Raw genomic sequence first — 25,387 nt, 5'->3', positions numbered from 1 at the left:
GTACTCATGGGTTCAACAGCGGCTTCAGTCGGGCGTCGATCGCATCGCGGGCGCGGAAGATGCGCGAACGCACCGTTCCGATGGGGCACTGCATCCGCTCGGCGATCTCCTCGTAGCTCAGGCCCTCGACCTCGCGCAGGGTCAGTGCCTCGCGCAACTCAGGGGCAAGGCCGTCCACCGCCGCCAGCACCAGGGCCTCCATCTCGTTACGAAGGGCCTCATGCTCGGGCGTGGCGACGTCGTGCAGACGCTCGGCCTCGCGGACGGCGGTCAGCTCCTCATCGTCGATGTCATCGGTGGCCGGGCGGCGGCCCAAGCTGACGAGATGGTTCTTGGCGGTGTTCACGGCGATCCGGTAGAGCCAGGTGTAGAACTGGGCCTCGCCGCGGAACTGCGGCAGGGCGCGCCAAGCGCGGATGAACGCCTCCTGCACCACGTCCTCGGCCTCGGCCTCGTCGCGGATGTAGCGCCGGACCAGGGCCGCGATGCGGTACTGGTACTTGCGGACGAGCAGGTCGAAGGCAGAGCGGTCACCGGCTTGGACACGTTGCACGAGTTGGAGGTCGTTGGGGTCGTCGCCCATCCCGGGCCCGCTCCTGGCTGCTTGGCGCCGGGATCGGCCGCGGATGGAACGCGGACCTAGACCGGACTTTCGAAGAAAAGTTCCCGGCCGATTTGACCGGGGGAAAGTGCAGCCCGGATGATACCGGTCCATCACCCTACTCTTCCGTACGGACTCCCCATGTTCGAAGGTCTTCGCCTGCAGCATTGGCGCACCCAGGTGCGTGCGGACGGCATCGTCGTGCTCACCCTCGACCGCGCCGACCAGAACGTCAACGCCCTCTCCCGCGGCGTGCTCGATGAACTCGCCGCACTGGTCGAGCGCCTTGCCATCGAAAAGCCGAAGGGCGTGGTGTTCATCTCCGGCAAGAAGGCCGGCTTCATCCCCGGCGCCGACATCAAGGGCTTCGAGGCGATCCACGCCCGCGGCGAGACCTTCGACTGGATCCGCTCCGGCCAGCTGCTCTTCGACCGCATCAGCAAGCTGCCCTTCCCCACGGTGGCGGCCATCCACGGCCACTGCATGGGTGGCGGCACCGAGCTCTCGCTGGCCTGCCGCTACCGCGTGGCCAGCAGCGCGGACAACACCCGCATTGGCCTGCCGGAAGTGAAGCTGGGCATCTACCCGGGATGGGGCGGCAGCGTGCGCGCTCCGAAGCTCCTTGGTGCGCCAGCGGCCATGGACCTGATGCTCACCGGCCGCGGCCTGCGCGCCTCGCAGGCCCGCGCCATCGGCCTCGTCGACAAGGTCGTCGAAGGCCCGCTGCTGGAAGACGCCGCCATCGAGCTGGCGAAGAAGGGCGCGCAGCGCCCGTTCAAGCAGCGCTTCACGGCCTGGGCCACCAACACTTGGCCGGCGCGCCAGGTGCTGGCCAACATGATGGTCAAGCAGGTGGCGCGGAAGGCCCGCAAGGAGCACTACCCCGCCCCGTTCGCGATGATCGAGGCCTGGCGCCGCAACGGCGTGGCGAACGTCGGCAAGGCGCTGATGGCCGAAGCCAAGGCCGTCTCGAAGCTCGCCACCGGTCCGACGGCGATGAACCTCGTCTGCGTCTTCCTGCTGATGGAGCGCCTGAAGGGCCTCGGCGGCAAGGACCACGGCATCCAGCACGTGCACGTGGTGGGTGCAGGCGTGATGGGTAGCGACATCGCGGCCTGGGCGGCCTTCCGGGGCTTCACGGTCACGCTCCAGGACCGCGAGATGAAGTTCATCGAGCCGGCCCTGAAGCGCGCCGACGAGTTCTACGCGAAGAAGATCAAGGACGAGGCCAAGCGCGCCGAGACCCGCGCTCGCTTGCAGGCGGATGTCGACGGCGCCGGCGTGGCCAAGGCCGATCTCGTGATCGAGGCCATCTTCGAGAACGCCGAGGCCAAGCACGCGCTGTTCAAGAAGGCCGAGGAAACCCTGAAGCCCGGCGCCATCCTCGCCACCAATACCAGCTCCATCGCGCTGGAAATCCTGCGCGAGGGCCGCACCGACGCCGCACGCTTCGCCGGCCTGCACTTCTTCAACCCGGTGGCGATGATGCCGCTGGTGGAAATCGTCCAGCACGACGGCCTCGATGCCGAGACCACCCGTCGCTTGGCGGCCTTCTGCAAGGCCATCGACAAGCTGCCGGTGCCGGTCGCGGGCACGCCGGGCTTCCTCGTCAACCGCATCCTTGCCCCGTACATGCAGGAAGCCATCCTGCTGTTCAAGGAAGGCGTGCCGGGTGCCGTGATCGACAAGGCCGCGCTGAAGTTCGGCATGCCGATGGGCCCCATCGAACTGGTCGACACCGTGGGCCTCGACGTGGCCGCAAGCGTGGGCAAGATCATGGCCGCTTTCCACGGCCAGCCGCTGCCCGAGGGCCTGACGGTCGAAGACGGCAAGCGCGGCAAGAAGGACGGCCAGGGCCTGTACAAGTGGGAGAACGGCAAGGCCGTGAAGCCCGCCGTGCCGGCCGACTACAAGGCACCGGAAGACCTCGAAGACCGCCTGATCCTGCCGCTGGTCAACGAAGCCGTGAGTTGCCTCGCCGACGGCACGGTGGCCGACGCCGACCTGCTGGATGCCGGCGTCATCTTCGGCACCGGCTTCGCACCGTTCCGGGGCGGCCCCATCGCCCACGCCCGGGCCGCCGGCCCGACCAAGCTGAAGGCCACGCTGGAGGCCCTAGCCGCCAAGCACGGCGACCGCTTCAAGCCCCGTCCGGGCTGGGACGCGCTCTGAACCCGCGATGGGTGAAGGCGGCGCGAGCCGCCTCGCCCGTCTGCGTTGACACCTCTACAGGCCGCATCGACCATGCGGCCTTCGCTTTTCAAGGAGTTCCAAATGCGTCTGACCCTGACCGCCCTCGCCGCCGCCGTGCTGCTCGCCGCCTGCGGGGGGCAAGCTGACGCGCCCGCCGACGACGCGGCCAAGCCGGACGGCAACGGCAAGCGCCAAGTGAACGTCTACAACTGGTCGGACTACATCACCCCGGAGACGTTGGAGCGCTTCACCCGCGAGACCGGCATCGAAGTGGTCTACGACGTCTATGCCGACAACGAGACGCTCGACGCGAAGCTTGTCGCCGGGCAGAGCGGCTACGACGTGATCTTCCCCTCGGCGCCGTTCGCCCAGCAGCACATCGCCAACAACCTCTACGCCGCGCTCGACAAAGCCGCGCTGCCGAACCTCGCCAACGTCGATCCGGCGCTGGCCGCCGGCTTGGCCGCCGCCGACCCGGACGGCACGCACATCGTTCCGTACATGTGGGGCACCACGGCGATCGGCTACAACACCAAGAAGGTCGCCGAAATCATGGGGCCGGACTTCGTGCTGGACAGCTGGTCGGCGATCTTCGATCCGGCCATCAGTGGAAAGCTCGCGAGCTGCGGCATCGCCATCCTCGACGACCAGCAGGAAGCCTTCTCCGCCGCGCTCTTCTTCCACGGCCGCGACCCGAACGGCATGGGCAACGGCGAAGTCGAGCTGGTGCAGCAGACCTTCGCACCGATCCGCGAGAACATCCGCTATTTCAACTCCAGCCGCTACATCAACGACCTCGCCGACGGCGAGATCTGCGTGGCCCTCGGCTACAACGGCGACGTGCTGCAGGCCCGCGCCCGCGCCGAGGAGGCCGGCACCGGCGTCGAGATCGCCTACGTGATCCCCAAGGAAGGCGCGATCCGCTGGTTCGACGTGATGGCCATCCCGGCCGATGCGCCGAACAAGGCCGAAGCGCACGCGTTCATCGACTTCATGCTCAAGCCCGACGTCATCGCGCCGGTCACGGAGTTCGTCGGCTATGCCTCGGCGAACGCACCGGCCAAGGCGCTGGTGAGCGAGGACCTCCGCAATGATCCGGCCGTGTACCCGCCGGAGGACATGATCGGCAAGCTCGTCGACACGCGCAAGCTGCCGCTCGAAGAGAACGACGCCCGGCAGCGCGCTTGGACGACCATCAAGAGCGGCAATTGAACCCATGAGCACGCCCGCGCGCCGGCAGGCCCAGGTCGATCCCTGGCAGGACCCGAACGCGGAGCCGATCCTCCGCATCGAGGGTGTCACCAAGACCTTCGGCAAGACCTATGCCGTGGACGATGTCTCGCTCGACATCTTCCGCGGCGAGTTCTTCGCCCTGCTGGGCGGCTCGGGCTGCGGCAAGTCGACGCTGCTGCGAATCCTCGGCGGCTTCGAGGTGCCGGACAAAGGCCGCGTGCTGATCGACGGCACCGACATGACGCACGTGCCGCCCTACGAGCGGCCGGTGAACATGATGTTCCAGAGCTACGCGCTGTTCCCGCACATGACCGTCGAGCAGAACATCGCCTTCGGCCTGAAGCAGGACAAACGCCCGGCCAGCGAGATCGGCGACCGTGTCGCGGCGATGCTCGACCTCGTGAAGATGGGCCAGCTCGGGCGTCGCAAGCCGGACCAGCTCTCCGGCGGCCAGCGGCAGCGCGTCGCGCTCGCCCGGGCGCTCGCGAAGGAGCCCAAGCTGCTTCTGCTCGACGAACCGCTCGGCGCGCTGGACAAGAAGCTGCGCGAGCACACCCAGTTCGAGCTGGTGAACATCCAGGAGCGCACCGGCACCACCTTCGTCATGGTCACCCACGACCAGGAGGAGGCGATGACCATGTCGACGCGTGTGGCGGTGATGGACGCCGGTCGCATCGTCCAGGTCTCCACGCCCTCGAACCTTTACGAGTACCCGAACTCGAAGTTCGTCGCCGAGTTCATCGGCGCGGTGAACATGCTGCGCGGCACCGTCGTCGACCAGCAGGAGGAGCGGGTGCTGGTGCACTGCCACGACGTCGAGCTCGACGTGTGGGCGCGCTACGTCGAGCCCATCCCGGTGGGCACCGACGTGAACGTGGCCATCCGACCCGAGAAGATCGACGTGGCCGAAGCCGAGCCCAGCGGCGTGGAGAACGTGGTTCGCGGCCGCGTGGTCGAGATCGCCTACCTCGGCGACGTGTCGATCTACCATCTGCAGACCGACGACGGCTTCGTGCTGCGCGTGCAGGAAACCCACGCCGCGCGCAGCGCCGACCCGCACTACAACTGGGGCGACGTGCTGTACCTCGTGTGGCACGCCCGCGACGCGATCGTGTTGACCGCCTGATGCAGCGCCCGACCTCCCACGACGGCGGAGCGTGGTGGGACCTCTGGTTCCAGGTGGTGGTCGGCCTGTTCCGGCAGATCGGCGCGCTCGGCCGCGAACTGCGCGGCAGCCGCGGCCGCTACGTGGTCATCGCCATCCCGATGCTCTGGCTGCTGGCCTTCTTCCTCGCCCCACTACTGGTGGTGCTGAAGATCAGCGTCGCCGAGCGCACGGGCGGCGTGCCGCCCTACTCCGACCTCGTGGCGATCGGCGAGCTGGGCCTCGTCCAGATCAACCTGAGCTTCAAGGGCTACGCGACCCTGCTCACCGACCCGCTGTACGTCGAGAGCTACCTGAACTCCCTGCAGTTCGCCTCGATCTCGACGCTCGGCTGCCTGCTGCTCGGCTACCCCATCGCCTACGGCATCGCCCGCGCCACGCCCGCCTGGCGCATGTTCCTGCTGGTGCTGGTGGTGCTGCCGTTCTGGACCAGCTCGCTGCTGCGCACCTACGCGCTCACTGGCCTGCTGCGCGACAACGGGATGGTGAACCAGCTGCTGATGGCGATCGGTGCCACCGACGCGCCGATCCGGCTGATCGACACGCCGTTCGCGGTGTATGTCGGCATCACCTACAACTACCTGCCCTTCATGGTGCTGCCGCTGGTGGCGAACCTGATGCGGCTCGACTTCACCCTGCTGCAGGCCGCCGCCGACCTCGGCGCGAAGCCGTGGCGCGCCTTCCTCTCGGTGACTCTGCCGCTCTCCTTGCCGGGGATCATTGCCGGCTCGCTGCTGGTGTTCATCCCGGCGGTCGGCGAGTACGTCATCCCCGCCCTGCTCGGTGGGCCGGAGGCCCTGAGCATCGGCTCGCGCATCTGGGAGGACTTCTTCAACGCACGCAACTACCCGCTGGCTGCGGCGGTGGCCGTGGCGATGCTGGTGTTGATCGTGGTTCCGATGCTGCTCTTCGAAGCCTCGCAGGAGCGCCGCGCCGAGAAGGAAGCGCAGCGCACATGAACCAGCGCCGCCCCTTCATCCTCTACACGCTGATGGCCTTCGGCTACGCCTTCCTGTACCTGCCGATCGCCAGCGTCGTCGCCTTCTCGTTCAACGAGACCCGCTCGGTGAGCTTGTGGAAGGGCTTCTCGCTGCAGTGGTACGGCCGCCTGCTGGAGAACCAGGCCGTCATCGACGCCGCCCTGCTCTCGCTGCTGATCGCCGCCATGGCGTCCACGCTGGCGGTGGTGATCGGCACCATGGCCGCCCTCGCGCTGTCGCGCTTCGGCCGCTTCAAGGGCCGCGGCCTGCTCTCGCTGCTCAGCTCCGCGCCATTGGTGATGCCCGACGTGATGCTCGGCATCAGCGCGCTGTTCCTTTTCATCACGCTGCAGCAGCTCGTCGGCTGGCCGGAAGGCCGTGGCATCGACACCATCACCATCGCGCACGTGACGCTCTGCGTCTGCTACGTCACCGTGGTGGTGCGCTCGCGGCTCGCGCAGACCGACCACAGCCTCGAAGAGGCGGCGATGGACCTCGGCGCGCGGCCATGGAAGGTCTTCTTCCTCGTGACCTTGCCGCTGATCTGGCCGGCGCTGCTGGCTGGCTGGCTGCTCGCCTTCACTTTGTCGCTGGACGACGTCGTCATCGCCAGCTTCACCTCGGGCCCAGGCTCAAGCACCTTGCCCGTGCTGATCCTCTCGAAGGTGCGCTTCGGCGTGACGCCGGAGATCAACGCGCTGGCCACGCTCATCATCGTTGCCGTCTGCATCGGCGTCAGCCTCGCCGGCTGGATGATGCATCGGAACGCCCGACGCGCCGTCTGAGCGCGTCAGCGGCACCGCTGAGGCACGCGACGACGTGCATACGTATTCAGCATACGAATACACCGGTTAGAGCCTAGGCTCTAAACCGAGCAAGCCCCCCGGTCCTGCTCACCGACGCGCCTGGAACTCAGGGCCGGGCGTCGTGCAGACGTTCCACCCAGGACGCACCGCAGTCGCAAGGATGGCCGACCCGGCCCGTGCTCGAAGCGCTCCCTCCCACGTTTGGAGCCACAACGATGATCTCCCGTGCTTTCCGCCCGTTCCGGGCGCTCCGTGCTTCGTTCCGTACCCTCGCGTTCCTCGTCCTGGCGGCGATCGCCGCACCTGCGGCCCAGGCCGATGCCATCCTCCACGCCTTCAATTGGCGCTATGCCGACGTGCAGGCGCGCGCCGACCAGATCCGCGATGCCGGCTACCGCATCGTGCTGGTCTCTCCGGCCTACAAGAGCGAAGGCAGCGCATGGTGGGCGCGCTACCAGCCGCAGGATTTCCGGATGATCCACAACCCGCTGGGCGACACCACCTCCTTCCGCAACATGGTCACGGCCCTGCAGCAACGCGGCATCCGTGTCTACGCCGACATCGTCATGAACCACATGGCGAACGAGGCGTTCAAGCGCAGCGACCTGAACTACCCGGGCAGCGCGGTGCTCTCGACGTACGCGAGCAACACGGCCTACTACAACGGCATCCGCCTGTTCGGTGACCTGCGCTTCAACGTGCTGTCGGGCAACGACTTCGGCCCGGCGCGCTGCATCGTCGACTACAACAACGTCTGGGAAGTCCAGAACTACCGCCTCTGCGGCGGCAGCGGCGACGCCGGCCTGCCGGACCTCGTGGGCAACAGCTGGGTCGTCGCGCAACAGCAGCAGTACCTGCAGGCCCTGAAGAACCTGGGCGTGAAGGGCTTTCGCATCGATGCCGCCAAGCACATGCCGGCGAGCTTCATGAATGCGGTGCTGACGCCGACGATCAAGTCGGGCATGCACGTGTTCGGCGAAGTCATCACCGGCGGCGGTGCCGGCAACGGCGAGTACGACCGCTTCCTCGCGCCCTACCTGCGCGACACCGACCACGCGGCCTACGACTTCCCGCTGCACAACCAGCTGCGCAGCGCATTCGGCTTCGGCGGCCGCATGAGCCAGTTGGTCGATCCACTGGCCGTCGGGCAGGCGCTGCAACCCTCGCGCGCGATCACCTTCACGATCACGCACGACATCCCGAACAACGGCGGGTTCCGCTACCTGATCATGGACCCGACCGACGAGACGCTGGCCTACGCCTACATCTTCGGCCGCAACGGCGGCGTGCCGATGCTGTACTCGGACAACAACGAGAGCGGCGACAACCGCTGGGTCAACGCGTGGAACCGCAGCGACCTGAAGGCGATGGTGCGCTTCCACAATACCGCGCAGGGCACCGACCAGCAGGTGCTGTCGGCCGGCGACTGCCACCTGGTCTTCCGTCGCGGCGACCGCGGCATCGTGGCGATCAACAAGTGCGGGAACTCGGTGGCTGTGCCCGTGAACATGAACAACAGCGTGCTCTGGTGGAACACCGACTACCGCGACGCCCTCGACAGCACGAATGTCGTGCGCATCACCAGCGGCACCTACACCTTCAACCTGCCGCCGCGCCGCGCGCGGATGTGGCTGCGCTGAAGCCCAAGCGCCGCGTCGGATTCAACCGGCGCGGCGCCCCATCGGCTGCGCTTGCACCGCCGTCGAACGCTGCCGCTCGTAGACGTACACCGTCGCGGGCGGCACGTTCCACCAGGTGAAACTCACGCGTCGCGAGGTCAGCTTGAGATCGTCAAGCACCTCGCGGGCCACCGGGCTGGCCGGGCCGTAGGTGAACTGCACGAAGCGTCCATCCGGGCGCAAACAGGCGAAGGCTTCAGAGACGATGTCGCGCTGCAGCGGCCGCGGCATCGACAGCAGGCCGAGGCCCGACACCACCGCATCGGCGGGGCCACCATCGAGGAACCCGCTCTCGCGGGCGATGCGCTGCACGTCGGCCGCATTGGCGAGGTGCAGGTGGATGTCCGGGAAGCGCTGGCGAAGCGTCAGGTGCATCGCTTCGTTGAGCTCCAGCACCATCAGGTCCGCCGGCGCGATGCCATGGCGGAGCAGCTGCTCCGTGATCGCCCCCGTGCCACCACCGAGCTCGATCAGCCGGCTGGACTTCGGCGGCAGCGCCGCGATCATCTGGCGCGCCAGCTGCGGGCTCGACGGCGACACGGCGGCCACGCCGAGTGGGTTCTTCAGCCATTGGCGGAAGAAGGCCCAGCGGGCCAGGCGGTCGTCGACGGTCGAATCGCGCATGGATGGCCGGATCGGTAAGCGGGTGCGCCAGCATGCCACGGCGGGGCCTTCACTGGCGTTACGCCTCCCCTTGGCTGGGTCTCGCCCCCCAAGGGCCTTCCCGCTTCGTCCCGTGGTCGCGCTCAGTCGCGTGGCCGCCCGCGGTGCAACAGCCACGCCCGGTGGATGCGCGGGTTGCGCTCGAAATCCGGCCCGATGGTGTCCGGCGTGATCTCCTCGATCTCGGCGAACTTCGCGATCGTCTCGATGTCGGGCTTGAAACGGCGGAAGTTATTCGAGAACAGCAGCACGCCGCCCGGCGCCAAGCGGCGCATGGCCGCGCCCAGCAGGTCGACGTGGTGCTTCTGCACGTCGAAGTCGTCCTTGTCCTTGCTGTTCGAGAAGGTCGGCGGGTCGCAGAAGATCAGGTCGTACTCGCCCTTCTCGGCGCGCAGCCAGCTCATCACGTCGGCCTTGACGTAGCGGTGCTGCGGGCCGACCTGGCCATTGATGGCCATGTTGCGCGCGGCCCACTCGAGGTAGGTGGAGCTCAAATCGACCGACGTGGTGCTGGCTGCGCCGCCCACGGCGGCGTGCACGCTCGCGGCACCGGTGTAGCAGAACAGGTTGAGGAAGCGCGCGTCCTTCGACTCTTCGAAGATGCGCGTGCGCAGCGGGCGATGGTCGAGGAACAGGCCGGTGTCGAGGTAGTCGAACAGGTTCACCTCCAAGCGCACGGCGCCCTCGCGGACGATGAAGGCCTCATGCCGCTCGTCCATCCGCCCGTACTTGCTGCCGCCCTTGCCGCGGGCGCGGGTCTTGGTGGCGATGCGCTCCTTCGGAACGCCGAACACCTCACGCAGCGCGGCGAGAAGCTCGCCGAAGCGGCGGCGCGCGTCGTGCTCCGCCACGCTCGCCGGCGGCGCGTATTCCTGCACGTGCAGGAAGGTGCGCGCTTCGCCCTCATCCTCGTCCTCGGCGTAGACATCGACAGCCGCCGCGTACTCGGGCAGGTCGGCATCGTAGGCGCGGAAGCAGGTCACGCCCTCGCGCTCGCGCCAACGCGCCGAATGCTTCAGCGTCTTCTTCAGGCGGTTGGCGATCATCTGCGCGCCTTCGCTCAGCGCGCGCGCCTCGCCCTCCACGCGCGGCGGCGGCGGCGCGAAGGAGTCGCAGGCGAGCAGCGTGCATTCCAGCGCGCCGTTGCTGATCGCGTAGCGCTTGCGCGCACGCAGGCGCGTGGCATGGGCCAGCGCCTCGCTGCCGCAGAGGATCGCGCCCCGCCACTCGGGCACCGCCTGCTGCAGCGCGGTGCCGATGGCCGCATACAGGGCCTCGTCGGCGGCGAGGCGCTCGTCGTAAGGCGGGTTGCAGGCGACCACGCCAGGGCCCTCGCAAGGGCGCTGCAGATCGGCGATGTCGCCAGCGCGGAAATCGAGGGCATCGAACACGCCCGCCGCTTCGGCGTTGCGTCGCGCCTGCTGGACGATGCGCATGTCGAGGTCGACGCCGAAGAAGCGCGCCGGCAGGTCGGCGCGATGGTCACGCGCCTTGGCCTCCTCGACCAGCCGCTGCCACAGCGCATGGTCGAAGCCACGCCAACGGGTCGGCGGCTCCTCGCCGTGGCGCAACAGGCCGGGCGCGGTATCGGCAGCGATGAGCGCCCCCTCCACGAGCAGCGTGCCGCTGCCGCACATCGGGTCGAGCAGGGCCAGCGGCGTCCCGGCCGCGTCCGCAGCGGCAAGCGCTTCGCGCGTCCAGCCGGCGCGTGCGAGCACGGCGCAGGCGAGGTTCTCCTTCAGCGGCGCATCGCCCTGCCCTTGCCGCCAGCCGCGGCGGTGCAGCGGGCCGGCGAGGTCCACGGAGAGGATCGCCTTGCCTTTGCGCACCACGAGATCGAGGCGCAGATCGGGGTTGTCGACGTCCACCGACGGCCGCGTACCGGTGTCGAAGCGCAGCCGGTCGACGATCGCATCCTTCACCCGCTGCGCGGCATAGCGCGAGTGGTTGAAGCCGGGGCCGGACACCGTGGCGTGCACCGCCAGCGTGCCTTCCGCTTCGAGATGCTCGCGCCAGTCCAGCGCATGGACAGCGGCATAGAGATCATCTTCGCTGGCACAGTCGAACTCGAGCAGCGGCCACAGCGCGCGGCTGCCGAAGCGCGACCAGAGCGCGCAGCGCAACAGGCTCTCCGCCTCGCCTTCCACGTTCACGCCAGACTGCGCGGCGGTGGCCTTGTCGGCACCCAGCGCGAGGAGCTCGTCGGCAAGCAGGTATTCGAGGCCGCGGCCACAGGGCACGAAGTACTGCATCAGGCGTCCACCCGCTTCAGAAGGTCGGCGAAAGCGCTCGCGCTGTACTCGACGTGCGCGGCGAGGCGATGCGAATCATCCACCAGCCGGAGCTCGGCCTTGCGGGCGGCGCACCAGTCGATCACCGCGGCGGCCGGGATCAATTCGTCGTCCCAACCGTGCACCACCATCGTCGGAAGGGAGGCCGGCGCCTGCAGCGGGGTCGGCCACCAGCCCGGCATGGCGATCGGCGGCGCCATCAGGAACAGGCCCAACAGCGTCGGTCCGGTGGATGACGCGCCGTCGCCGCTGCCCGCGAAATGCCCCGCCACTTCGCCACTGATGAAGGCGCCCATGCTCGAACCGGCCAGCACCAGCGGCCCGATGTGGGCGCGAGCGAGCGCCTGCAGCCGCGCAACGCGCGCCGCGATGTCCTCGGGGCGACGGCCGGCATCGAGGTCGCGATAGTCCGGGCGTTCATGGGTCCAGCCGAGGTGTTCGGCGACCTGCGCCAAGGCCGAGACCTTGGTGGCCTCGGGGCCGCTTTCGAGGCCATGCGACAGGATGACGTGGCCTCGGGCCATGCGGGGTCCACTCGTGAAGCGCGGCGCCAGGGCGCCAAGGGTCGCGATGCTAGCATCCGGCCCATGGCCGACCCTGACTCCGCGCCCTACCAGCCGCTGCCCTACACCGAGCGCCTGCCGCGACGCGACCCCGCCCGCATCGACCTCGTGGTCATGCACTGCACCGAGACGCCCACGCTCGCCAGCGCGCGTGAATTCGGCGAGCGCGTGCTCTACCCCGATACTGGCACCGGCGCCTGCGGCCACTACTACATCGACCGCGACGGCACGCTGGTTTGCTACGTCGAACCCGAGCGCATCGCCAACCACGTGCGGGGATGGAACCCTCGCTCGATCGGCGTCGAGATCGTCAACACCGGCCGCTACCCGCACTGGTACGACAGCCGCCACCAGGCGCTGGACGAGCCCTACACCGAAGCCCAGATCGCCGCGCTTCTCGCGCTGCTGGCCGAGCTGCGCGAGCGCTTCCCGTCCCTCCGCTTCATCGCCGGCCACGAAGACCTCGACACCGCGCTGGTGGAAGCCAGCGACGACCCGACACTCACGGTGTGGCGCAAACGCGATCCCGGGCCGCTGTTTCCGTGGGCACAGGTGCTCGAGGCCTGTGGGCTGGAGCGCCTGAAGCCCTGAACAGGGCGAACGCTATACTTCGCGGCCGCGAGCCAACACCCCTGCCGCCATGACCCACCCCGTCGTCGCCGACCTCGTCCAGCTGCTTCAGCTGGAGCGCCTCGAGGACAACCTCTACCGCGGCCAGAGCCGCGACATCGGCACGAAATTCGTGTTCGGCGGGCAGGTGATGGGGCAGGCCCTGGCCGCCGCGCAGGCCACGGTAGACGCGGCCCGGCACGTGAACTCCCTGCACGCCTATTTCCTGCGTCCGGGCGACATCGAAGCGCCGATCGTCTATTCCGTCGACCGCACGCGCGACGGCCGCAGCTTCAGCACGCGACGGGTGACCGCCATCCAGCACGGCCAGCCGATCTGCGTGTTCGCCAGCTCGTTCCACATCGAGGAGCCGGGCGCCGAGCACCAGATCAACAAGCCCGAGGTCCCCGATCCGGAAGACCTCGAGCCCATGGTCATGCCCGCCCCCGAGCTGCTCGCCAAGCTCCCGCCGATGATGCAGCGCTGGCTGTCGCGGCAGGTGCCGTTCGAGGTGCGCCCCGTCTATCCGCGCGATGAACTGAAGCCGGCCAAGCGCCCGCCCTACCAGCAGGTCTGGTTCCGGCTGATCGACCGGGTGGACGACACGCCCCTGCTGCACCGCGCGCTGCTCGCCTACGCGTCGGATTTCCACCTGCTCGGCACCGCCACCCTGCCGCACGGCATCAGCTACTACGACCCGCGCGTGCAGATGGCATCGATCGACCACGCGATGTGGTTCCATCGCCCGTTCCGCGCCGACGACTGGCTGCTGTATGCGCTCGATAGCCCGACGGCCCAAGGCGCGCGCGGCCTCGGCCGCGGCAGCATCTATTCGCGCGACGGCCGCCTTGTGGCCAGTACCGCGCAGGAAGGCATGATCCGCATCGTCGAGGGCGAGGACTGATGCGCGAGGTTTACCGCTCGCTGCGCGTCGAACAGGTCGAAGGCGCGGCGACCCTGCTCAACGGGGCCGGCATCGAGACCAGCATCCAGAACGGCCGCTCCTACAAGGGCGGCCGGCGGCGGAATTTCAGCTTCCGCGAGACGCCGGATTCCGCGAAGGCCGCGGTGCTCTACGTCACCCACAACGGCGACCTGCCAGAAGCGCGCCGGCTGCTGCGCGAGGCCGGGCTGATGGACCCCGGCCAGCGCGAGAGCTATCTCCCGCAGGAGCTTCAGTTCCAGCAGCGCGAAGAAAAGAAAGGCCGCATCGATCCGCGACGCCTGCGCACGGTGCTGCTGATGATGATCGTGATCATCATCGCGCTGTTCACGTTCTTCGGGCCCTACCTCGCGCGCTGAGCGCGCGGGTCACATCGTCGCGGTCGGCTTGTCGGAATCGATGATGCCGGCGAGGTGGGTTTCGATCTTGCCCTTCACCATCTCGGCCTCGGGCGTTTCGGCGAACTGCACGCCGATCCCGGCAGCACGGCCGCCCTGCGCGCCCGTCGGGGTGATCCACACGACCTTGCCGGCCACCGGCAGGCGGTCCTTGTCGTCGAGCAGCGTCAGCAGCAGGAAGACCTCGTCGCCGATCTGGTAGCGCTTGGTCGTCGGCACGAACAGCCCGCCGCCTCGCAGGAAGGACATGTAGGACGTGTGCAACGAGCCCTTGTCCTTGATGGCGAGGGAAAGAATGCCCTGGCGGGCACCACCGGCTCCGATCATCGACGTGTCTCCGTTGTCGCCATCAGGCCGCGCCACTCGGCGAGCAGGCCCGCGAGGGCCAATTCATGCTTGAGCGGGGCGGACAGCTGCAGGCGCAGGCGATTCAGCTGGTCAAACCACGACGCCAGCTTGTCCACATCGGCGGGCGGGGTCAATCCGGCCACGGCGGGTGCCCCGGCGATCCCGCGCGCGAGCGCGACCGCCGCATCGGCCACGAAGCGCAGGCGCAGCGACGCGAGGGCGGGTTCGGACATCCACAGTTGCGCGATCCCCAGCGGCGAGGCGATCCCGCGGGCGACGCCCGCCCACTCCTTCAGCGTGGTGTCGCGCAAGGCGAGATGCCCGGCGCGCAGCCACGCATCGGCGAGGCCCGGATGGCCCTGCGCGGCGTCGAGCGCCTCGCTGGCGCGCGCCGCGGGATGGCCCTGGGTTTCCAGCCAGCACAGCGCGACCTCGCGCTCGGGGACCGAGAACTCGATGCGCTGGCAGCGGCTGCGGATGGTCGCGGGCAGGCGCTGCGGCGCGGCGCTCACGAGGAGCAGGAAGCGGTTGTCGGCGGGTTCCTCGAGCGTCTTCAGCAGCGCGTTGGCCGCGGAGTTGTTCAGGGCATCGGCAGGGTCGATCAGCACCAACTGCGCGCCGCCGCGCTGCGAGGTCATCTGCATCGAGCCGCTCAGGGCGCGCACCTGGTCGATCACCAACTCGGTGCGGAGCTTGCCGGTGTTCGCGTTCTCTTCGAACGTGATGATCCGGAAATCCGGATGCGTGCCCGCCTCGCGCAAAGTGCAACCGCGGCAGCGACCGCAGGGCGGCTCGTCTTTCGGCGCATCGCAGAGCAATCTCGCGGCAAGCGCGTCAGCCACGGCGCGCTTGCCGAGCTGCTCCGGGCCGCAGAGCAACTGCGCGTGGCCGAGCCGTCCGACGCGCCAGGCCGCCAGGGCGCTGTCGAGCCGCTGCTGTTGCCAAGGCGCGAGGCTCACGGCGCGTTCCAGCGATCGAGGAAGGCGTCCAACGCGGCACAGGCGTCCTGCACGACGGCCTCGACCGGCTGCGACGCATCGACCACGCCGATGCGCTGCGGCTGCGCCGCCGCGCGGGCACGGTAGGCACCGCGCACGCGCTCGAAGAACTCGTCCTTCTCGCGTTCGATGCGGTCCGCAGGGGCACCGCGCGATCGCGCACGCGCGAGACCGGCCTGCACATCGAGGTCGAGCAGCAGGGTGAAGTCGGGCATGCGACCGACGAAGGCCCGCTCAAGGTCGGCGATCAGGCCCATCGGCAGACCGCGGCCACCGCCCTGATAGGCGAAGCTGGCATCGGTGAAGCGATCGGCCAGCACCATGTCGCCGCGCGCGAGCGCCGGCTCCACCAGCGTCTCGACGAGCTGCGCGCGCGACGCGAACATCAGCAGCAGCTCCGTGTTCGGCACCAGCGGCTGCGCGGGATCGAGCAGCAGCGCACGGATGGCTTCGCCCGCCGGCGTGCCGCCGGGCTCGCGCGTGCCGACGACGGCATGGCCGCGCGCTTCGAGGCGCGCCCGCAAGGCGACGAGCACGGTGGTCTTGCCCGCGCCCTCGCCGCCTTCGAGGCTGATCAGGGCGCCGCGGCGCAGGGCATGCGGCGTCATCGTGTCCGTCATCTTCAGCGTCCGCCGAGCTGGTAACGCACGACGGCCCGCCGGTGCTCGGCATAAGTGCGCGAGAACTGGTGGCTGCCGTCGCCGCGGGCGACGAAGTACAGCGTCTCGCCATCGAGGGGCTGCGCGGCGGCCATCAGCGCCGCCCGGCCCGGCATGGCGATGGCGTGCGGCGGCAGGCCGAAGCGCGTGTAGGTGTTGAACGGCGTGTCGGTCTCGAGATCGCGGCGGCGCAGATTGCCGTCGAAGGCCGCCCCGAGGCCGTAGATCACGGTGGGGTCGGTCTGCAGTCGCATGCCGATGCGCAGCCGGCGCACGAACACGCCGGCGATCTCCGGGCGCTCGCTGGCTTTGCCGGTTTCCTTCTCGACGATCGAGGCCAAGGTCAGCAGCTGCTCGGGGGAGTCGAGCGGCAGGTCGGGCTGGCGGGCCGCCCAAGCGTCGGCCAAGGCCGCATCCATCGCATCCGCCGCCTGGTCGAGCAACGAGACCGTCGTCTCGCCGCGGGTGAACAGGTAGGTCTCGGGCAGGAAGCGCCCTTCGGCCGGCACGCCCTCGCGCCCCAGCGCCAGCATCAACTCGACGTCGTCGAGCGCCGAGAGGTCGTCCTCCAGCACGGCATCGCGGGCAAGCGCGGCGCGAAGGTCGCGCATCGACCAGCCCTCGACGATCGTGAAGCGATAGCGGATGACATCGCCACGCACGAGTTTCTCGATCAGCTGGCGCGGCGTCAGCGCCGGGTCGAGGGCGTATTCACCGACCTGGATGCGCGGCAGCGCCTGCATGCGGGTGGCGAGGACCTTCCATTCGAGGTCGTGGCCGGCCTCGACGCCGACAGCGCGCAGCTTGCCCAGCACCTGCACGAAGGAATCGCCGCGCGCGACGACCACCGTGGTGCCTCCCGGCGCCCCAGTTGGCGCGTCGGCGAAGGCCTCGAAGTGTCGCCACGCGAAGTAGCCGCCGACGGCCGCAACGAGGGCCAGCACGAGGCCGAGCTTGAACAGGAAGCGGAAGAGCTTGCGCAGCAGGGAACGCATCAGGACTCGCGGAAAGCGGGATGGGACGCCGCCAGCGCGGCGCGGGCCTCGGCGAAGCCCACCGGCCGCGGATCGAGCGCCCATGCGCCGCAGCGGCCGACCGGCAGGATACCCCGCACGGCATTGCTCAGCAGCAGCGCATCGACGCGCGGCAAGACGGCCATCAGCAAGGGCATCACGTGAAGCCCGCCCGGTGGCGACCAGGCGTCCAGCAGCACGCCGCGCGCCACGCCGGCCACGCCGGCGCGATCGACCGGCGGCGTGATCCAACGCCCGTCGAGGCGGGCGAACAGGTTGGCGCGCGTGCTGCAGGTGAGGAATCCGTCCGCGTCGGCCATCAGGCCGTCATCCAGTCCGCGCTCGGCGGCCTCGCCGGCCCCGAGGACCTGCTCGAGGCGATTGAGGTGCTTCATGCCCGCGAGCGCGGGCTGCACGCCGAGGCGCAGGGACAGCAGGTCCACCGCCAAAGGCTCGACCGATGCGGCGGGCCCTTCCGACGACGTGACGATCAGCGTCGGCTCGGCTCCCGTCGTCGGCGCGTAGCCCCGCCCGCCGCAGCCGCGGGTGAGGATCAGCTTGATGACGCCGTTGGGGGTGGCATCCAGCGCAGCGGACAAGGCGGCGTCCAGCGCCGCATCCGAAGGCATGGTGATCCCGAGCCGGCCCGCACCGGCCGTCAGGCGCGCACGATGCCGAGGCCACCATGGCAGGGTGCCGCGGTGCGCGCGCATCGTCTCGAACAGGCCGTCGCCGTAGGCGAGGCCGCGGTCGATGGCCTCAGCCCCCATCGCCCTGCCCCAGCGCGCGCAGCAGGCCGCGGGCCTTGGCACGGGTCTCCATCAGTTCCTTGTCCGCGCGTGAATCCACCACGATGCCCGCGCCGGCGCGGAAGGCCACGTCGCAACCGTCGGTCCACAGCGTGCGGATCAGGATGTTGAGATCCATGTCGCCGCTGGCGTCCAGGTAACCCATCGCGCCCGTGTAGGGCCCACGGCCTTCGCCTTCGAGCTCGGCGATGATCTGCATGCAGCGCACCTTCGGACAGCCGGTGATGGTGCCGCCGGGGAACACCGCCGCGATGGCCTGACCGGCGGTCACGCCCTCGCGCAGATCGCCGGACACATTGCTGACGATGTGGTGCACGTGCGCGTAGCTCTCGACGCTCATCAGTTCATCGACGCGCACCGAGCCCGGCACGCAGACGCGACCGAGGTCGTTGCGCTCGAGGTCGATCAGCATCACGTGCTCAGCACGCTCCTTCGGATGGCCAACCAGCTCGGCGATGCGCGCTGCGTCGTCGTCGCCCTCGAAACGCGGACGCGTGCCGGCGATCGGCCGCGTCTCGATGCGACGTCCGCGCACCGACACCAGCCGCTCCGGCGAGGAACTCGCGACGCTGCCGCCGGGCAGCGCGAACAGGCCCGCGAACGGCGCGGGGTTCGCCTGCCGCAGGGCCGCGTATAGCGCGACGGGATCGGGCGATGCCTCGAAACCGGCGCGCCAGCCGCGCGAAAGATTCACTTGGAACACATCGCCGGCGCGCAGGTACTCGTGCACGCGCGCCACGCCGCCGAGGAAGCGCTGGTCGGCGTCTTCGGCGAGCGTTCGTGGCTTCGGCAACGCGCTGGCCACCTGCAGCGCCCCCCCGGCCGGTCGCAATCCATCGACGACGTTCGCGATGCGCGCCAGCCACGCCTCATGCCCGGGCAGCGCCACGGCGAGGCAGCGCCCGCTCGCGCGATCGCGAAGCACCGCCGCCGGGCAGAACAGGGCTGCGGCCACGGGCAAGCCGCCGCGGAACGCTGGAAGTCGCAGGCTCGGCTCCACCTGCGCGGCGAGTTCGTAACCGAGGTACAGCGCCCAACCGCCGCGGAACGGCAGGTCCGCCACCCCGGCTTCGAACACGTCGCCGGCGCCCTCCCGGCAGGCGGAGATGCGCGCCAGGCGATCGCGCAGTTCCGATTGGGCGTGGTCGAGGACATCGAGGAAACGACCGGTGACGGCATGCCCGCTTTCGCGCCGCGTCACGCCATCGGCACCCAAGTAGAGCCCGCTCTCGCCACCGGCCAGCAGAAGGTCCCAGCGCGCCTTTCCGCCCTGCGCTGCCGATTCCAACAGCAGCGGAAACTCCGCCGGCGCGGCGCGCTTCAGCGCGAGCAGGTCGAGGCCCGCGGGCAATTCGCGGACCGTCGCGCTCATGGCGTCACAGGCGGCGGAACACCAGCGTGGCGTTGGTGCCGCCGAAGCCGAAGCCGTTCGACACGACAAGGTCGAGCTTGGCGTCGCGGGCGACCTTCGGCACGTAGTCGAGGTCGCAGCCCTCGCTGGGATTGTCGAGGTTGATCGTCGGCGGAACGACGCCATCGACCATGGCCATGATCGAGAAGATCGCCTCGACGCCGCCCGCGGCACCCAGCAGGTGCCCGGTCATCGACTTCGTCGAGCTGACCATCATCTTGTAGGCGTGGTCACCGAAGGCGCGCTTCATCGCCAGCGTCTCCGCGAGGTCGCCGAGCGGCGTCGAGGTGCCATGCGCGTTGAGGTACTGCACGTCGGTGGCATTGGCCTTGGCGTCCTTCAACGCGGCCGCCATGCAGCGCGCCGGGCCTTCGCCGCCCTCGCTGGGCGCGGTCATGTGGTAAGCGTCGGAGCTGGCGCCGAAGCCGACGAGCTCGCAGTAGATGCGCGCACCGCGGGCCTTGGCGTGCTCGTACTCTTCGAGAACGAGGATGCCGGCGCCGTCGCCGAGCACGAAGCCGTCGCGGTCCTTGTCCCAGGGGCGCGAGGCGCGGGTCGGATCATCGTTGCGGGTGGAGAGCGCGCGCATCGAGCAGAAGCCGCCGACCGAGGTCGGGGTGCAGCCGTGCTCGGCGCCACCGGCCACCATGACGTCGGCGTCGCCGTACTGGATCATGCGCATCGCCATGCCGACGCTGTGGTTCGCCGTGGCGCAGGCCGAGACGGCGGAGAAATTCGGTCCCTTCAGGCCCTTGATGAGCGAGAGCTGGCCGGGGAGCATGTTGATGATGGTGCTGGGCACGTAGAACGGCGAGACCTTGCGCGGGCCGCCGGTGTGCAGGTCGATGGCGGTTTCCTCGATGCCACGCACGCCGCCGATGCCCGAGCCGATCAGCGCGCCGATGCGCTCCGCATTCGCTTCGGTGATCGCCAGCCCGGAATCGTCCAGCGCCTGGAACGACGCGGCGAGGCCGTAGTGGATGAAGGTGTCCATCTTCTTCGCGTCCTTCGGCGGCACGATCGACTTGACGTCGAAGTCGCGCACCTCACCCGCGATCTGCGCGGTGTAGGCGGAAGGGTCGAAGTGGGTGATGCGCCCGATGCCGGAGCGGCCGTTGCGGATGTTGTCCCACGCGCTGGCGAGGGTGTTGCCCACGGGCGAGACGATGCCCATGCCGGTGACGACGACGCGACGCTGGCTCATTAGGAGCACTCCTTGGATCGGGTTCCGGCGGCGAGGGCCACCGATAACAAAACGCCGCGCCCCGTGAAGGACGCGGCGCCTGACGCAATCGGGCTTACGCCTTGACGTGCGCCTTGATGTAGTCGATGGCCTGCTGGACCGACGTGATCTTCTCGGCTTCCTCGTCCGGGATCTCGCACTCGAACTCTTCCTCGAGGGCCATCACCAGCTCGACGGTGTCCAGCGAGTCGGCGCCGAGGTCGTCGACGAAGGAGGCCGTGTTGGTCACGTCCTCTTCCTTCACGCCCAGCTGTTCGATGACGATCTTCTTGACGCGCTCTTCGATGGTGCTCATGGGTCTTGATCCCTCCCGGGTATGCCACGTTTCAGACGCTTGTTGTCGGGGCGGGGCCGTGCGCGTCTAAGCAGCGGGCCGCCGGATTCAGGCTTGCGGGCCGGATTCTATGCCATGTGCATGCCGCCGTTGACATGCAGGGTTTCGCCGGTGATGTAGGCAGCCGCCGGGCCGGCCAGGAAGGCCACGGCCTCGGCGATGTCGCGGGGGCTGCCGAGGCGGCCCAGCGCGATGTCGGCGAGCATCTTGGCCTTGGCCTCTTCCGGCAGGTCGCGGGTCATGTCGGTCTCGATGAAGCCCGGCGCCACGACGTTGACGGTGATGTTGCGCGACCCGATCTCGCGGGCCATCGACTTCGAGAAGCCGATGATGCCGGCCTTGGCGGCGGCGTAGTTCGCCTGGCCGGCATTGCCGGTGACGCCGATGACGGAAGCGATGTTGATGATGCGGCCCTTGCGCGCCTTCATCATGCCGCGCATGACCGCCTTGCTGGTGCGGAAGATCGAGCTGAGGTTGGTGTCGATGATGGCGTTCCAGTCCTCGTCCTTCATCCGCATCAGCAGGTTGTCGCGGGTGATGCCAGCATTGTTGACGAGGATGCCCACCGCGCCGAATTCCTTGGCGATCGCATCAATGAGCGCCTCGACGGCGGCGCCGTCGGTGACGTCGAGCGCGCGCCCATGGCCGCCCAGCGGCTTGAGACGTTCACCGATGGCCGCCGCACCGGACTCGGTAGTGGCCGTGCCGATGACGGTCGCGCCCTTCGAGGCGAGCAGGTCGGCGATCGCGGCACCGATGCCGCGGCTGGCACCGGTGACGAGGGCGATTTCACCGTTCAGTTCGTTGGACATGGCAATTCGGCGTAAGGATCAAGGGAAAGGGAACAACGCTGATGCGTGCGGCGCGGCTCAGGCCGCGGGGCCGCCCAGCGCAGCGTCGAAATCCGCGGGCGTCGAGGTCGACTTGCCGTCGATCGACTTGTCGATGCGCTTGGCGAGGCCGGTGAGCACCTTGCCGGGGCCACACTCGACGAGCGTCGTCGCGCCCATGCCGGCGAGCGCCTGCACGCAGCGCGTCCACTGCACCGGGAGGTAGAGCTGGCGCACGAGGGCCTCGGCGATGGCTTCGACGGATTCGTGCGCGGCGGCGTCGACGTTCTGCACGACCGGGATCGACGGGGCGCGCCAGTCGAGGCCGGCGACGACCTGGGCCAGCCGGTTGGCCGCTTCGCGCATCAGCGGCGTATGCGACGGCACCGAAACGGCGAGCTTCACCGCCTTGCGAACGCCGCGCTCGGCCAGCAGGGCGATGGCGCGATCGACGGCTGCAGCATGGCCACCAATGACGATCTGGCCGGGCGAGTTGTAATTGGCCGGCACGACCACTTCGGCATGCGCAGCGTCGGCGCAGGCGGCTTCGACCACCGCGTCCTCGGCGCCGAGCACGGCGGCCATCGCGCCGGTGCCGGCGGGCGCGGCGTCCTGCATCAGCTGGCCGCGCAGGCGCACGAGGTGGGCCGCGTCGCGCAGCGTCAGCGCGCCGGCAGCGACGAGGGCGCTGTACTCACCGAGGCTGTGGCCGGCCAGCGCGCGCGGCGTGGCGCCGCCGCGGGCCTGCCACAAGCGCCACACGGCGATGCTGGCGGCCAGCAGGGCCGGCTGGGTGTATTCAGTGCGGTTGAGCTGCTCTTCCGGGCCTCCCTGCGAGAGCGCCCAGAGGTCCACGCCCGCGCCGTCGCTGGCCTCGTCGAAGGTCGCGCGCACGCCGGGGTTCAGTTCGGAGAGTTCGGCGAGCATGCCGACGCTCTGCGAGCCCTGGCCGGGGAACACGAAGGCGAGCGGTGCAGTCATGCAGCGGGTCCGGAAAACGAGACGGGCGGCCATGATAGGGCCGCCCGCGCGAATCCGTCTGTACGAGGCGGTATGGCGCCGCCCCGCCGAGCCCGTGGGCTCAGTAGCGCATCAGCGCCGAGCCCCAGGTGAAGCCGCCGCCGAAGGCTTCCATCAGCACCAGCTGGCCGCGCTGCACCTTGCCCGAACGCACGGCTTCGTCCAGCGCCAGCGGCACCGACGCCGCCGAGGTGTTGCCGTGCTTGTGCACCGTGAGCACCACGCGGTCCATCGGCATGGCAAGGCGCTTGGCGGTCGCTTCGATGATTCGCAGGTTGGCCTGGTGCGGGATCAGCCAGTCGAGCTGGGCCTTGTCGATGCCGTTGGCCTCGAGGGCCTCGTCGACAACGCTGTCGAGGGCCTTCACCGCGTACTTGAAGACGTCGCTTCCGGCCATCAGTACGCGCACGCCGGCGTTCTTCTCGTCGAGCTTGAAGCCCGCGGAGACGCCCACCGGGTTGTACAGCAGCTCCTTCTTGCCGCCGTCGGAATGCAGGTGCGTGCTGAGGATGCCGGTCTCGGCATCGGCCTTCAGCACCACCGCGCCGGCGCCATCGCCGAACAGCACGCAGGTGTTGCGGTCCGACCAGTCGAGCATGCGCGTCAAGGTCTCGGAGCCGACGACCAGCACCGTCTTCGCCGCACCGCTGCGGATGAACTTGTCAGCGGTGGTGAGCGCGAAAATGAAGCCCGAACAGGCAGCGTTGACGTCGAAAGCCGGGCATCCATTCGCGCCGAGGCGCGCCTGCAGGAGGCAGGCCGAACTCGGGAAGATGATGTCGGGCGTGGTGGTGCCCATGACGATCAGGTCGAGCTCGGCGGCGCTGACGCCGGCCGCCTCCATGGCGCGCAGCGCGGCCTGCTCGGCGAGATCGACCGTGGTCTGTCCCTCGGCGGCGATGTGCCGCTGCTGGATGCCGGTGCGCTCGCGGATCCACTGGTCCGAGGTCTCGACGATCTTCTCGAGGTCGGCGTTGGTGAGGATCTTCTCCGGCAGGTAGCTACCGGTGCCGGCGATGCGCGAATAGACGGTCATTCTCGAAGGCTCCAGGGCACCCCGGCGCCCTTCGCGGGCGTACGGTGGCGCAGAAAAACGAAACGCGACGGGGCGAACCGTCGCGTCATCGCAGCGTCACCCGAAGGACCGCCGTTGGCAAGCCCTTCGAGGACGGTCTGAAGGCTGGCGCCGGGCGCCATGCCGGCCGATCACTCGGCGTCGGAAACCTTCGACTTGGTGTCGATCACCTTCTTGCCGCGGTAGAAACCGTCGGCGGTGACGTGGTGGCGCAGGTGCGTCTCACCGCTGGTCGGGTCGGTGGCGAGCTGCTTGGCGGAAAGCGCATCGTGCGAGCGGCGCTGGCCACGACGGGACGGGGTGACGCGGGATTTCTGGACGGCCATGGGTCAATCTCCGAGGGTCTTGCGGCCTTTCAGCGCGGCGAGCGCGGCGAAAGGGTTGATTCTGGGTTGTTCTTCTTCCACTTCGGCGGTGGCGTCGTTCCAGACCGCCTCCACTTCCGCACTGCCCGGCTTCACCGGGAAGGCCGGCACCGCGAGGATCAGTTCGTCCTCGACCAGCTCCAGCGGGTGCAACGTGCCATCCGGGCCCACCAGGGCGGGCTCGACCCCTTCCGGGAGCGCGGCCTCTTCCGATTCGTCGGCCAGCAGACCAAGCTGCTGCCGCGACGACACCGGGTACAGGAAGCGCTCGAGCGACCGCTGGCAAACCAGCGGCAACTCGGCCTCGGCGACGATGTCGATCGTCGCCAGACCGGAGAGATCACGCCCGAACTCGATCTCGTAGCGGCACTCGCCCTCGGTATCCGCCAGCAGGCCGGCGAGCCGGGTGAAGGAGGACAGCGGGACGCGGCCGGTGAAGATACGCGCGGCGGAAACCATCCGCCATGCGTCCACCACGGAAAGCGAGGTCGCGGACATAAGCGCGCAAGGGTAAGGAGGGCCGTCCCCTGTGTCAAATCAAGGGCCTGGGGCCGTTCAGACGCCGCCCCCTCCGCCACCCCGCGTTGCCCTGCGCGAAGCGCGGGGGGCACACTCGACCCCCACCCTCGAACCCGGTTCCGCATGGACTTCGGTTTTTCCACCCTCGCCCTCGTCGCCTTCGTGCTGCTCGCCGCCGGCGTGGGGATCTTCTATCGCGGGCGCCGGGTCCGCGAGCGGCGCCTGCGCGAACTGCTGGACCTCGCCGATGCGGTCCAGATCCTGCTCGCGCGCGCCAGCGAGCGCATGACGGCCTGGCGGAGCGTCGTCGGCCGTCTGGCGGGCGATCTGGGCTCGGGCGCACAACAGGCGCTGGACGGCGAGCCGCTGATCCGCGAGGCCAAGCGCGATCTCCTTCAGCACCGGCTGTGGATCCAGTCGAACGGCCTGCGCGCCACCCGCCTCGAACTCGACGACGCCCGCGCTGCCCTGCAGAGGGCGCACAACCGCCTCGCCGAGCAGCTGGCCGCACTGGAATCCGCAGGCGACGCCCTCACTCAGGCCACCGATGCGGCCCATGAAGCCGCGCTGCGCGAACCCGCGTCGTTGCGCCGTGCGACCGACGGGGACGCTCCCCAAGCCTGAGAAGCGGGCGGCCCT

Annotated in this window: 27 protein-coding genes; 10 read left to right on the top strand and 17 right to left on the bottom strand. The window is 69.2% G+C overall.

Going from position 1 to position 25,387, the window contains the following annotated elements:
• Positions 1–4 precede the first annotated feature (4 nt).
• Positions 5–583, bottom strand: a complete 579-nt coding sequence (gene rpoE / locus O9280_RS10590) for an RNA polymerase sigma factor RpoE (protein WP_298342146.1) — start codon at positions 581–583, stop codon at positions 5–7.
• A gap of 159 nt (positions 584–742) precedes the next feature.
• Between rpoE and O9280_RS10585 the strand changes: the two genes are divergently transcribed.
• The 6 genes from O9280_RS10585 (at position 743) to O9280_RS10560 (ending at position 8,618) form a co-directional block, all read left to right on the top strand.
• On the top strand, positions 743–2,773 hold the full coding sequence (locus O9280_RS10585) for a 3-hydroxyacyl-CoA dehydrogenase NAD-binding domain-containing protein (RefSeq protein ID WP_298342143.1): 2,031 nt from the start codon (positions 743–745) through the stop codon (positions 2,771–2,773).
• 102 nt (positions 2,774–2,875) lie between these two features.
• Complete coding sequence (locus tag O9280_RS10580) at positions 2,876–4,006, top strand: extracellular solute-binding protein (protein ID WP_298342139.1); 1,131 nt, start codon at positions 2,876–2,878, stop codon at positions 4,004–4,006.
• A gap of 4 nt (positions 4,007–4,010) precedes the next feature.
• Positions 4,011–5,153 (top strand): polyamine ABC transporter ATP-binding protein, encoded by a 1,143-nt coding sequence (gene potA / locus O9280_RS10575; protein ID WP_298342135.1) that lies wholly within the window; start codon positions 4,011–4,013, stop codon positions 5,151–5,153.
• 140 nt (positions 5,154–5,293) lie between these two features.
• A complete protein-coding gene (locus O9280_RS10570) occupies positions 5,294–6,151 on the top strand; it encodes an ABC transporter permease subunit (RefSeq protein ID WP_298342489.1) in 858 nt (285 codons plus the stop codon).
• Positions 6,148–6,957, top strand: coding sequence for an ABC transporter permease subunit (locus O9280_RS10565; protein WP_298342132.1), 810 nt, complete (start codon positions 6,148–6,150; stop codon positions 6,955–6,957). The genes O9280_RS10570 and O9280_RS10565 overlap by 4 nt, the downstream gene beginning before the upstream one ends.
• 236 nt (positions 6,958–7,193) lie before the next feature.
• Complete coding sequence (locus O9280_RS10560; protein WP_298342129.1) at positions 7,194–8,618, top strand: alpha-amylase family protein; 1,425 nt, start codon at positions 7,194–7,196, stop codon at positions 8,616–8,618.
• 21 nt (positions 8,619–8,639) lie between these two features.
• Here the strand turns inward: O9280_RS10560 and O9280_RS10555 are convergent, their stop codons facing one another.
• The 3 genes from O9280_RS10555 to O9280_RS10545 form a co-directional block, all read right to left on the bottom strand.
• Positions 8,640–9,281 (bottom strand): methyltransferase domain-containing protein, encoded by a 642-nt coding sequence (locus O9280_RS10555; protein WP_298342126.1) that lies wholly within the window; start codon positions 9,279–9,281, stop codon positions 8,640–8,642.
• Positions 9,282–9,403: 122 nt separating this feature from the next.
• Positions 9,404–11,572 (bottom strand): bifunctional 23S rRNA (guanine(2069)-N(7))-methyltransferase RlmK/23S rRNA (guanine(2445)-N(2))-methyltransferase RlmL, encoded by a 2,169-nt coding sequence (gene rlmKL, locus O9280_RS10550; RefSeq protein ID WP_298342122.1) that lies wholly within the window; start codon positions 11,570–11,572, stop codon positions 9,404–9,406.
• Complete coding sequence (locus tag O9280_RS10545; RefSeq protein ID WP_298342120.1) at positions 11,572–12,135, bottom strand: hypothetical protein; 564 nt, start codon at positions 12,133–12,135, stop codon at positions 11,572–11,574. The genes rlmKL and O9280_RS10545 overlap by 1 nt, the downstream gene beginning before the upstream one ends.
• 63 nt (positions 12,136–12,198) lie before the next feature.
• Here O9280_RS10545 and O9280_RS10540 point away from each other — a divergent pair, with 63 nt between their 5' ends.
• The 3 genes from O9280_RS10540 to O9280_RS10530 are packed head-to-tail and all read left to right on the top strand — an operon-like array spanning position 12,199 to position 14,085.
• Positions 12,199–12,765, top strand: coding sequence for an N-acetylmuramoyl-L-alanine amidase (locus O9280_RS10540; RefSeq protein ID WP_298342117.1), 567 nt, complete (start codon positions 12,199–12,201; stop codon positions 12,763–12,765).
• A gap of 49 nt (positions 12,766–12,814) precedes the next feature.
• Positions 12,815–13,687, top strand: coding sequence for an acyl-CoA thioesterase II (tesB, locus tag O9280_RS10535; RefSeq protein ID WP_298342114.1), 873 nt, complete (start codon positions 12,815–12,817; stop codon positions 13,685–13,687).
• Entirely contained in the window at positions 13,687–14,085 is a 399-nt protein-coding gene (locus O9280_RS10530; RefSeq protein WP_298342112.1) for a hypothetical protein, read from the top strand. The genes tesB and O9280_RS10530 overlap by 1 nt, the downstream gene beginning before the upstream one ends.
• Before the next feature lie 9 nt (positions 14,086–14,094).
• On the opposite strand, the gene O9280_RS10525 is transcribed toward O9280_RS10530, so the two are convergent.
• The 13 genes from O9280_RS10525 to O9280_RS10465 all read right to left on the bottom strand — a co-directional run bounded on the left by O9280_RS10525 (position 14,095) and on the right by O9280_RS10465 (position 24,727).
• Complete coding sequence (locus O9280_RS10525) at positions 14,095–14,448, bottom strand: PilZ domain-containing protein (protein WP_297864995.1); 354 nt, start codon at positions 14,446–14,448, stop codon at positions 14,095–14,097.
• Positions 14,448–15,431 (bottom strand): DNA polymerase III subunit delta', encoded by a 984-nt coding sequence (holB, locus tag O9280_RS10520; protein WP_298342109.1) that lies wholly within the window; start codon positions 15,429–15,431, stop codon positions 14,448–14,450. Before holB ends, O9280_RS10525 begins: the two co-directional genes overlap by 1 nt.
• Positions 15,428–16,090: a dTMP kinase gene (gene tmk, locus O9280_RS10515; RefSeq protein ID WP_298342106.1), complete on the bottom strand. Its 663-nt coding sequence runs from the start codon at positions 16,088–16,090 to the stop codon at positions 15,428–15,430. The genes holB and tmk overlap by 4 nt, the downstream gene beginning before the upstream one ends.
• Positions 16,091–16,092: 2 nt before the next feature.
• A complete protein-coding gene (mltG, locus tag O9280_RS10510; protein ID WP_298342103.1) occupies positions 16,093–17,124 on the bottom strand; it encodes an endolytic transglycosylase MltG in 1,032 nt (343 codons plus the stop codon).
• Positions 17,124–17,912, bottom strand: a complete 789-nt coding sequence (pabC, locus tag O9280_RS10505) for an aminodeoxychorismate lyase (protein ID WP_298342099.1) — start codon at positions 17,910–17,912, stop codon at positions 17,124–17,126. Before pabC ends, mltG begins: the two co-directional genes overlap by 1 nt.
• A complete protein-coding gene (locus O9280_RS10500) occupies positions 17,902–19,323 on the bottom strand; it encodes an aminodeoxychorismate synthase component I (RefSeq protein WP_298342098.1) in 1,422 nt (473 codons plus the stop codon). Before O9280_RS10500 ends, pabC begins: the two co-directional genes overlap by 11 nt.
• A gap of 4 nt (positions 19,324–19,327) precedes the next feature.
• Positions 19,328–20,566: a beta-ketoacyl-ACP synthase II gene (fabF, locus tag O9280_RS10495; RefSeq protein ID WP_298342097.1), complete on the bottom strand. Its 1,239-nt coding sequence runs from the start codon at positions 20,564–20,566 to the stop codon at positions 19,328–19,330.
• 94 nt (positions 20,567–20,660) lie between these two features.
• On the bottom strand, positions 20,661–20,900 hold the full coding sequence (gene acpP, locus O9280_RS10490) for an acyl carrier protein (protein ID WP_297864848.1): 240 nt from the start codon (positions 20,898–20,900) through the stop codon (positions 20,661–20,663).
• A gap of 107 nt (positions 20,901–21,007) precedes the next feature.
• Positions 21,008–21,751, bottom strand: coding sequence for a 3-oxoacyl-ACP reductase FabG (fabG, locus tag O9280_RS10485; protein ID WP_298342095.1), 744 nt, complete (start codon positions 21,749–21,751; stop codon positions 21,008–21,010).
• Positions 21,752–21,808: 57 nt separating this feature from the next.
• Positions 21,809–22,750, bottom strand: coding sequence for an ACP S-malonyltransferase (fabD, locus tag O9280_RS10480; protein WP_298342093.1), 942 nt, complete (start codon positions 22,748–22,750; stop codon positions 21,809–21,811).
• 100 nt (positions 22,751–22,850) lie between these two features.
• On the bottom strand, positions 22,851–23,825 hold the full coding sequence (locus O9280_RS10475; protein WP_298342090.1) for a beta-ketoacyl-ACP synthase III: 975 nt from the start codon (positions 23,823–23,825) through the stop codon (positions 22,851–22,853).
• Positions 23,826–23,995: 170 nt separating this feature from the next.
• Positions 23,996–24,190 carry a 50S ribosomal protein L32 gene (gene rpmF, locus O9280_RS10470; protein ID WP_297864852.1) on the bottom strand — a complete coding sequence of 65 codons (195 nt, stop codon included), beginning with the start codon at positions 24,188–24,190 and terminating at the stop codon, positions 23,996–23,998.
• Between the two features lie 3 nt (positions 24,191–24,193).
• Positions 24,194–24,727, bottom strand: a complete 534-nt coding sequence (locus tag O9280_RS10465; RefSeq protein WP_298342086.1) for a YceD family protein — start codon at positions 24,725–24,727, stop codon at positions 24,194–24,196.
• Between the two features lie 144 nt (positions 24,728–24,871).
• On the opposite strand from O9280_RS10465, the gene O9280_RS10460 reads away from it, so the two are divergent.
• Positions 24,872–25,372, top strand: a complete 501-nt coding sequence (locus O9280_RS10460) for a hypothetical protein (RefSeq protein ID WP_298342083.1) — start codon at positions 24,872–24,874, stop codon at positions 25,370–25,372.
• The last annotated feature ends 15 nt before the right edge of the window (positions 25,373–25,387 follow it).

The organism is Silanimonas sp. (assembly GCF_027531545.1).
Lineage (GTDB): Bacteria > Pseudomonadota > Gammaproteobacteria > Xanthomonadales > Xanthomonadaceae > Silanimonas.
This window is presented reverse-complemented; position numbering and strand designations above follow the sequence as displayed.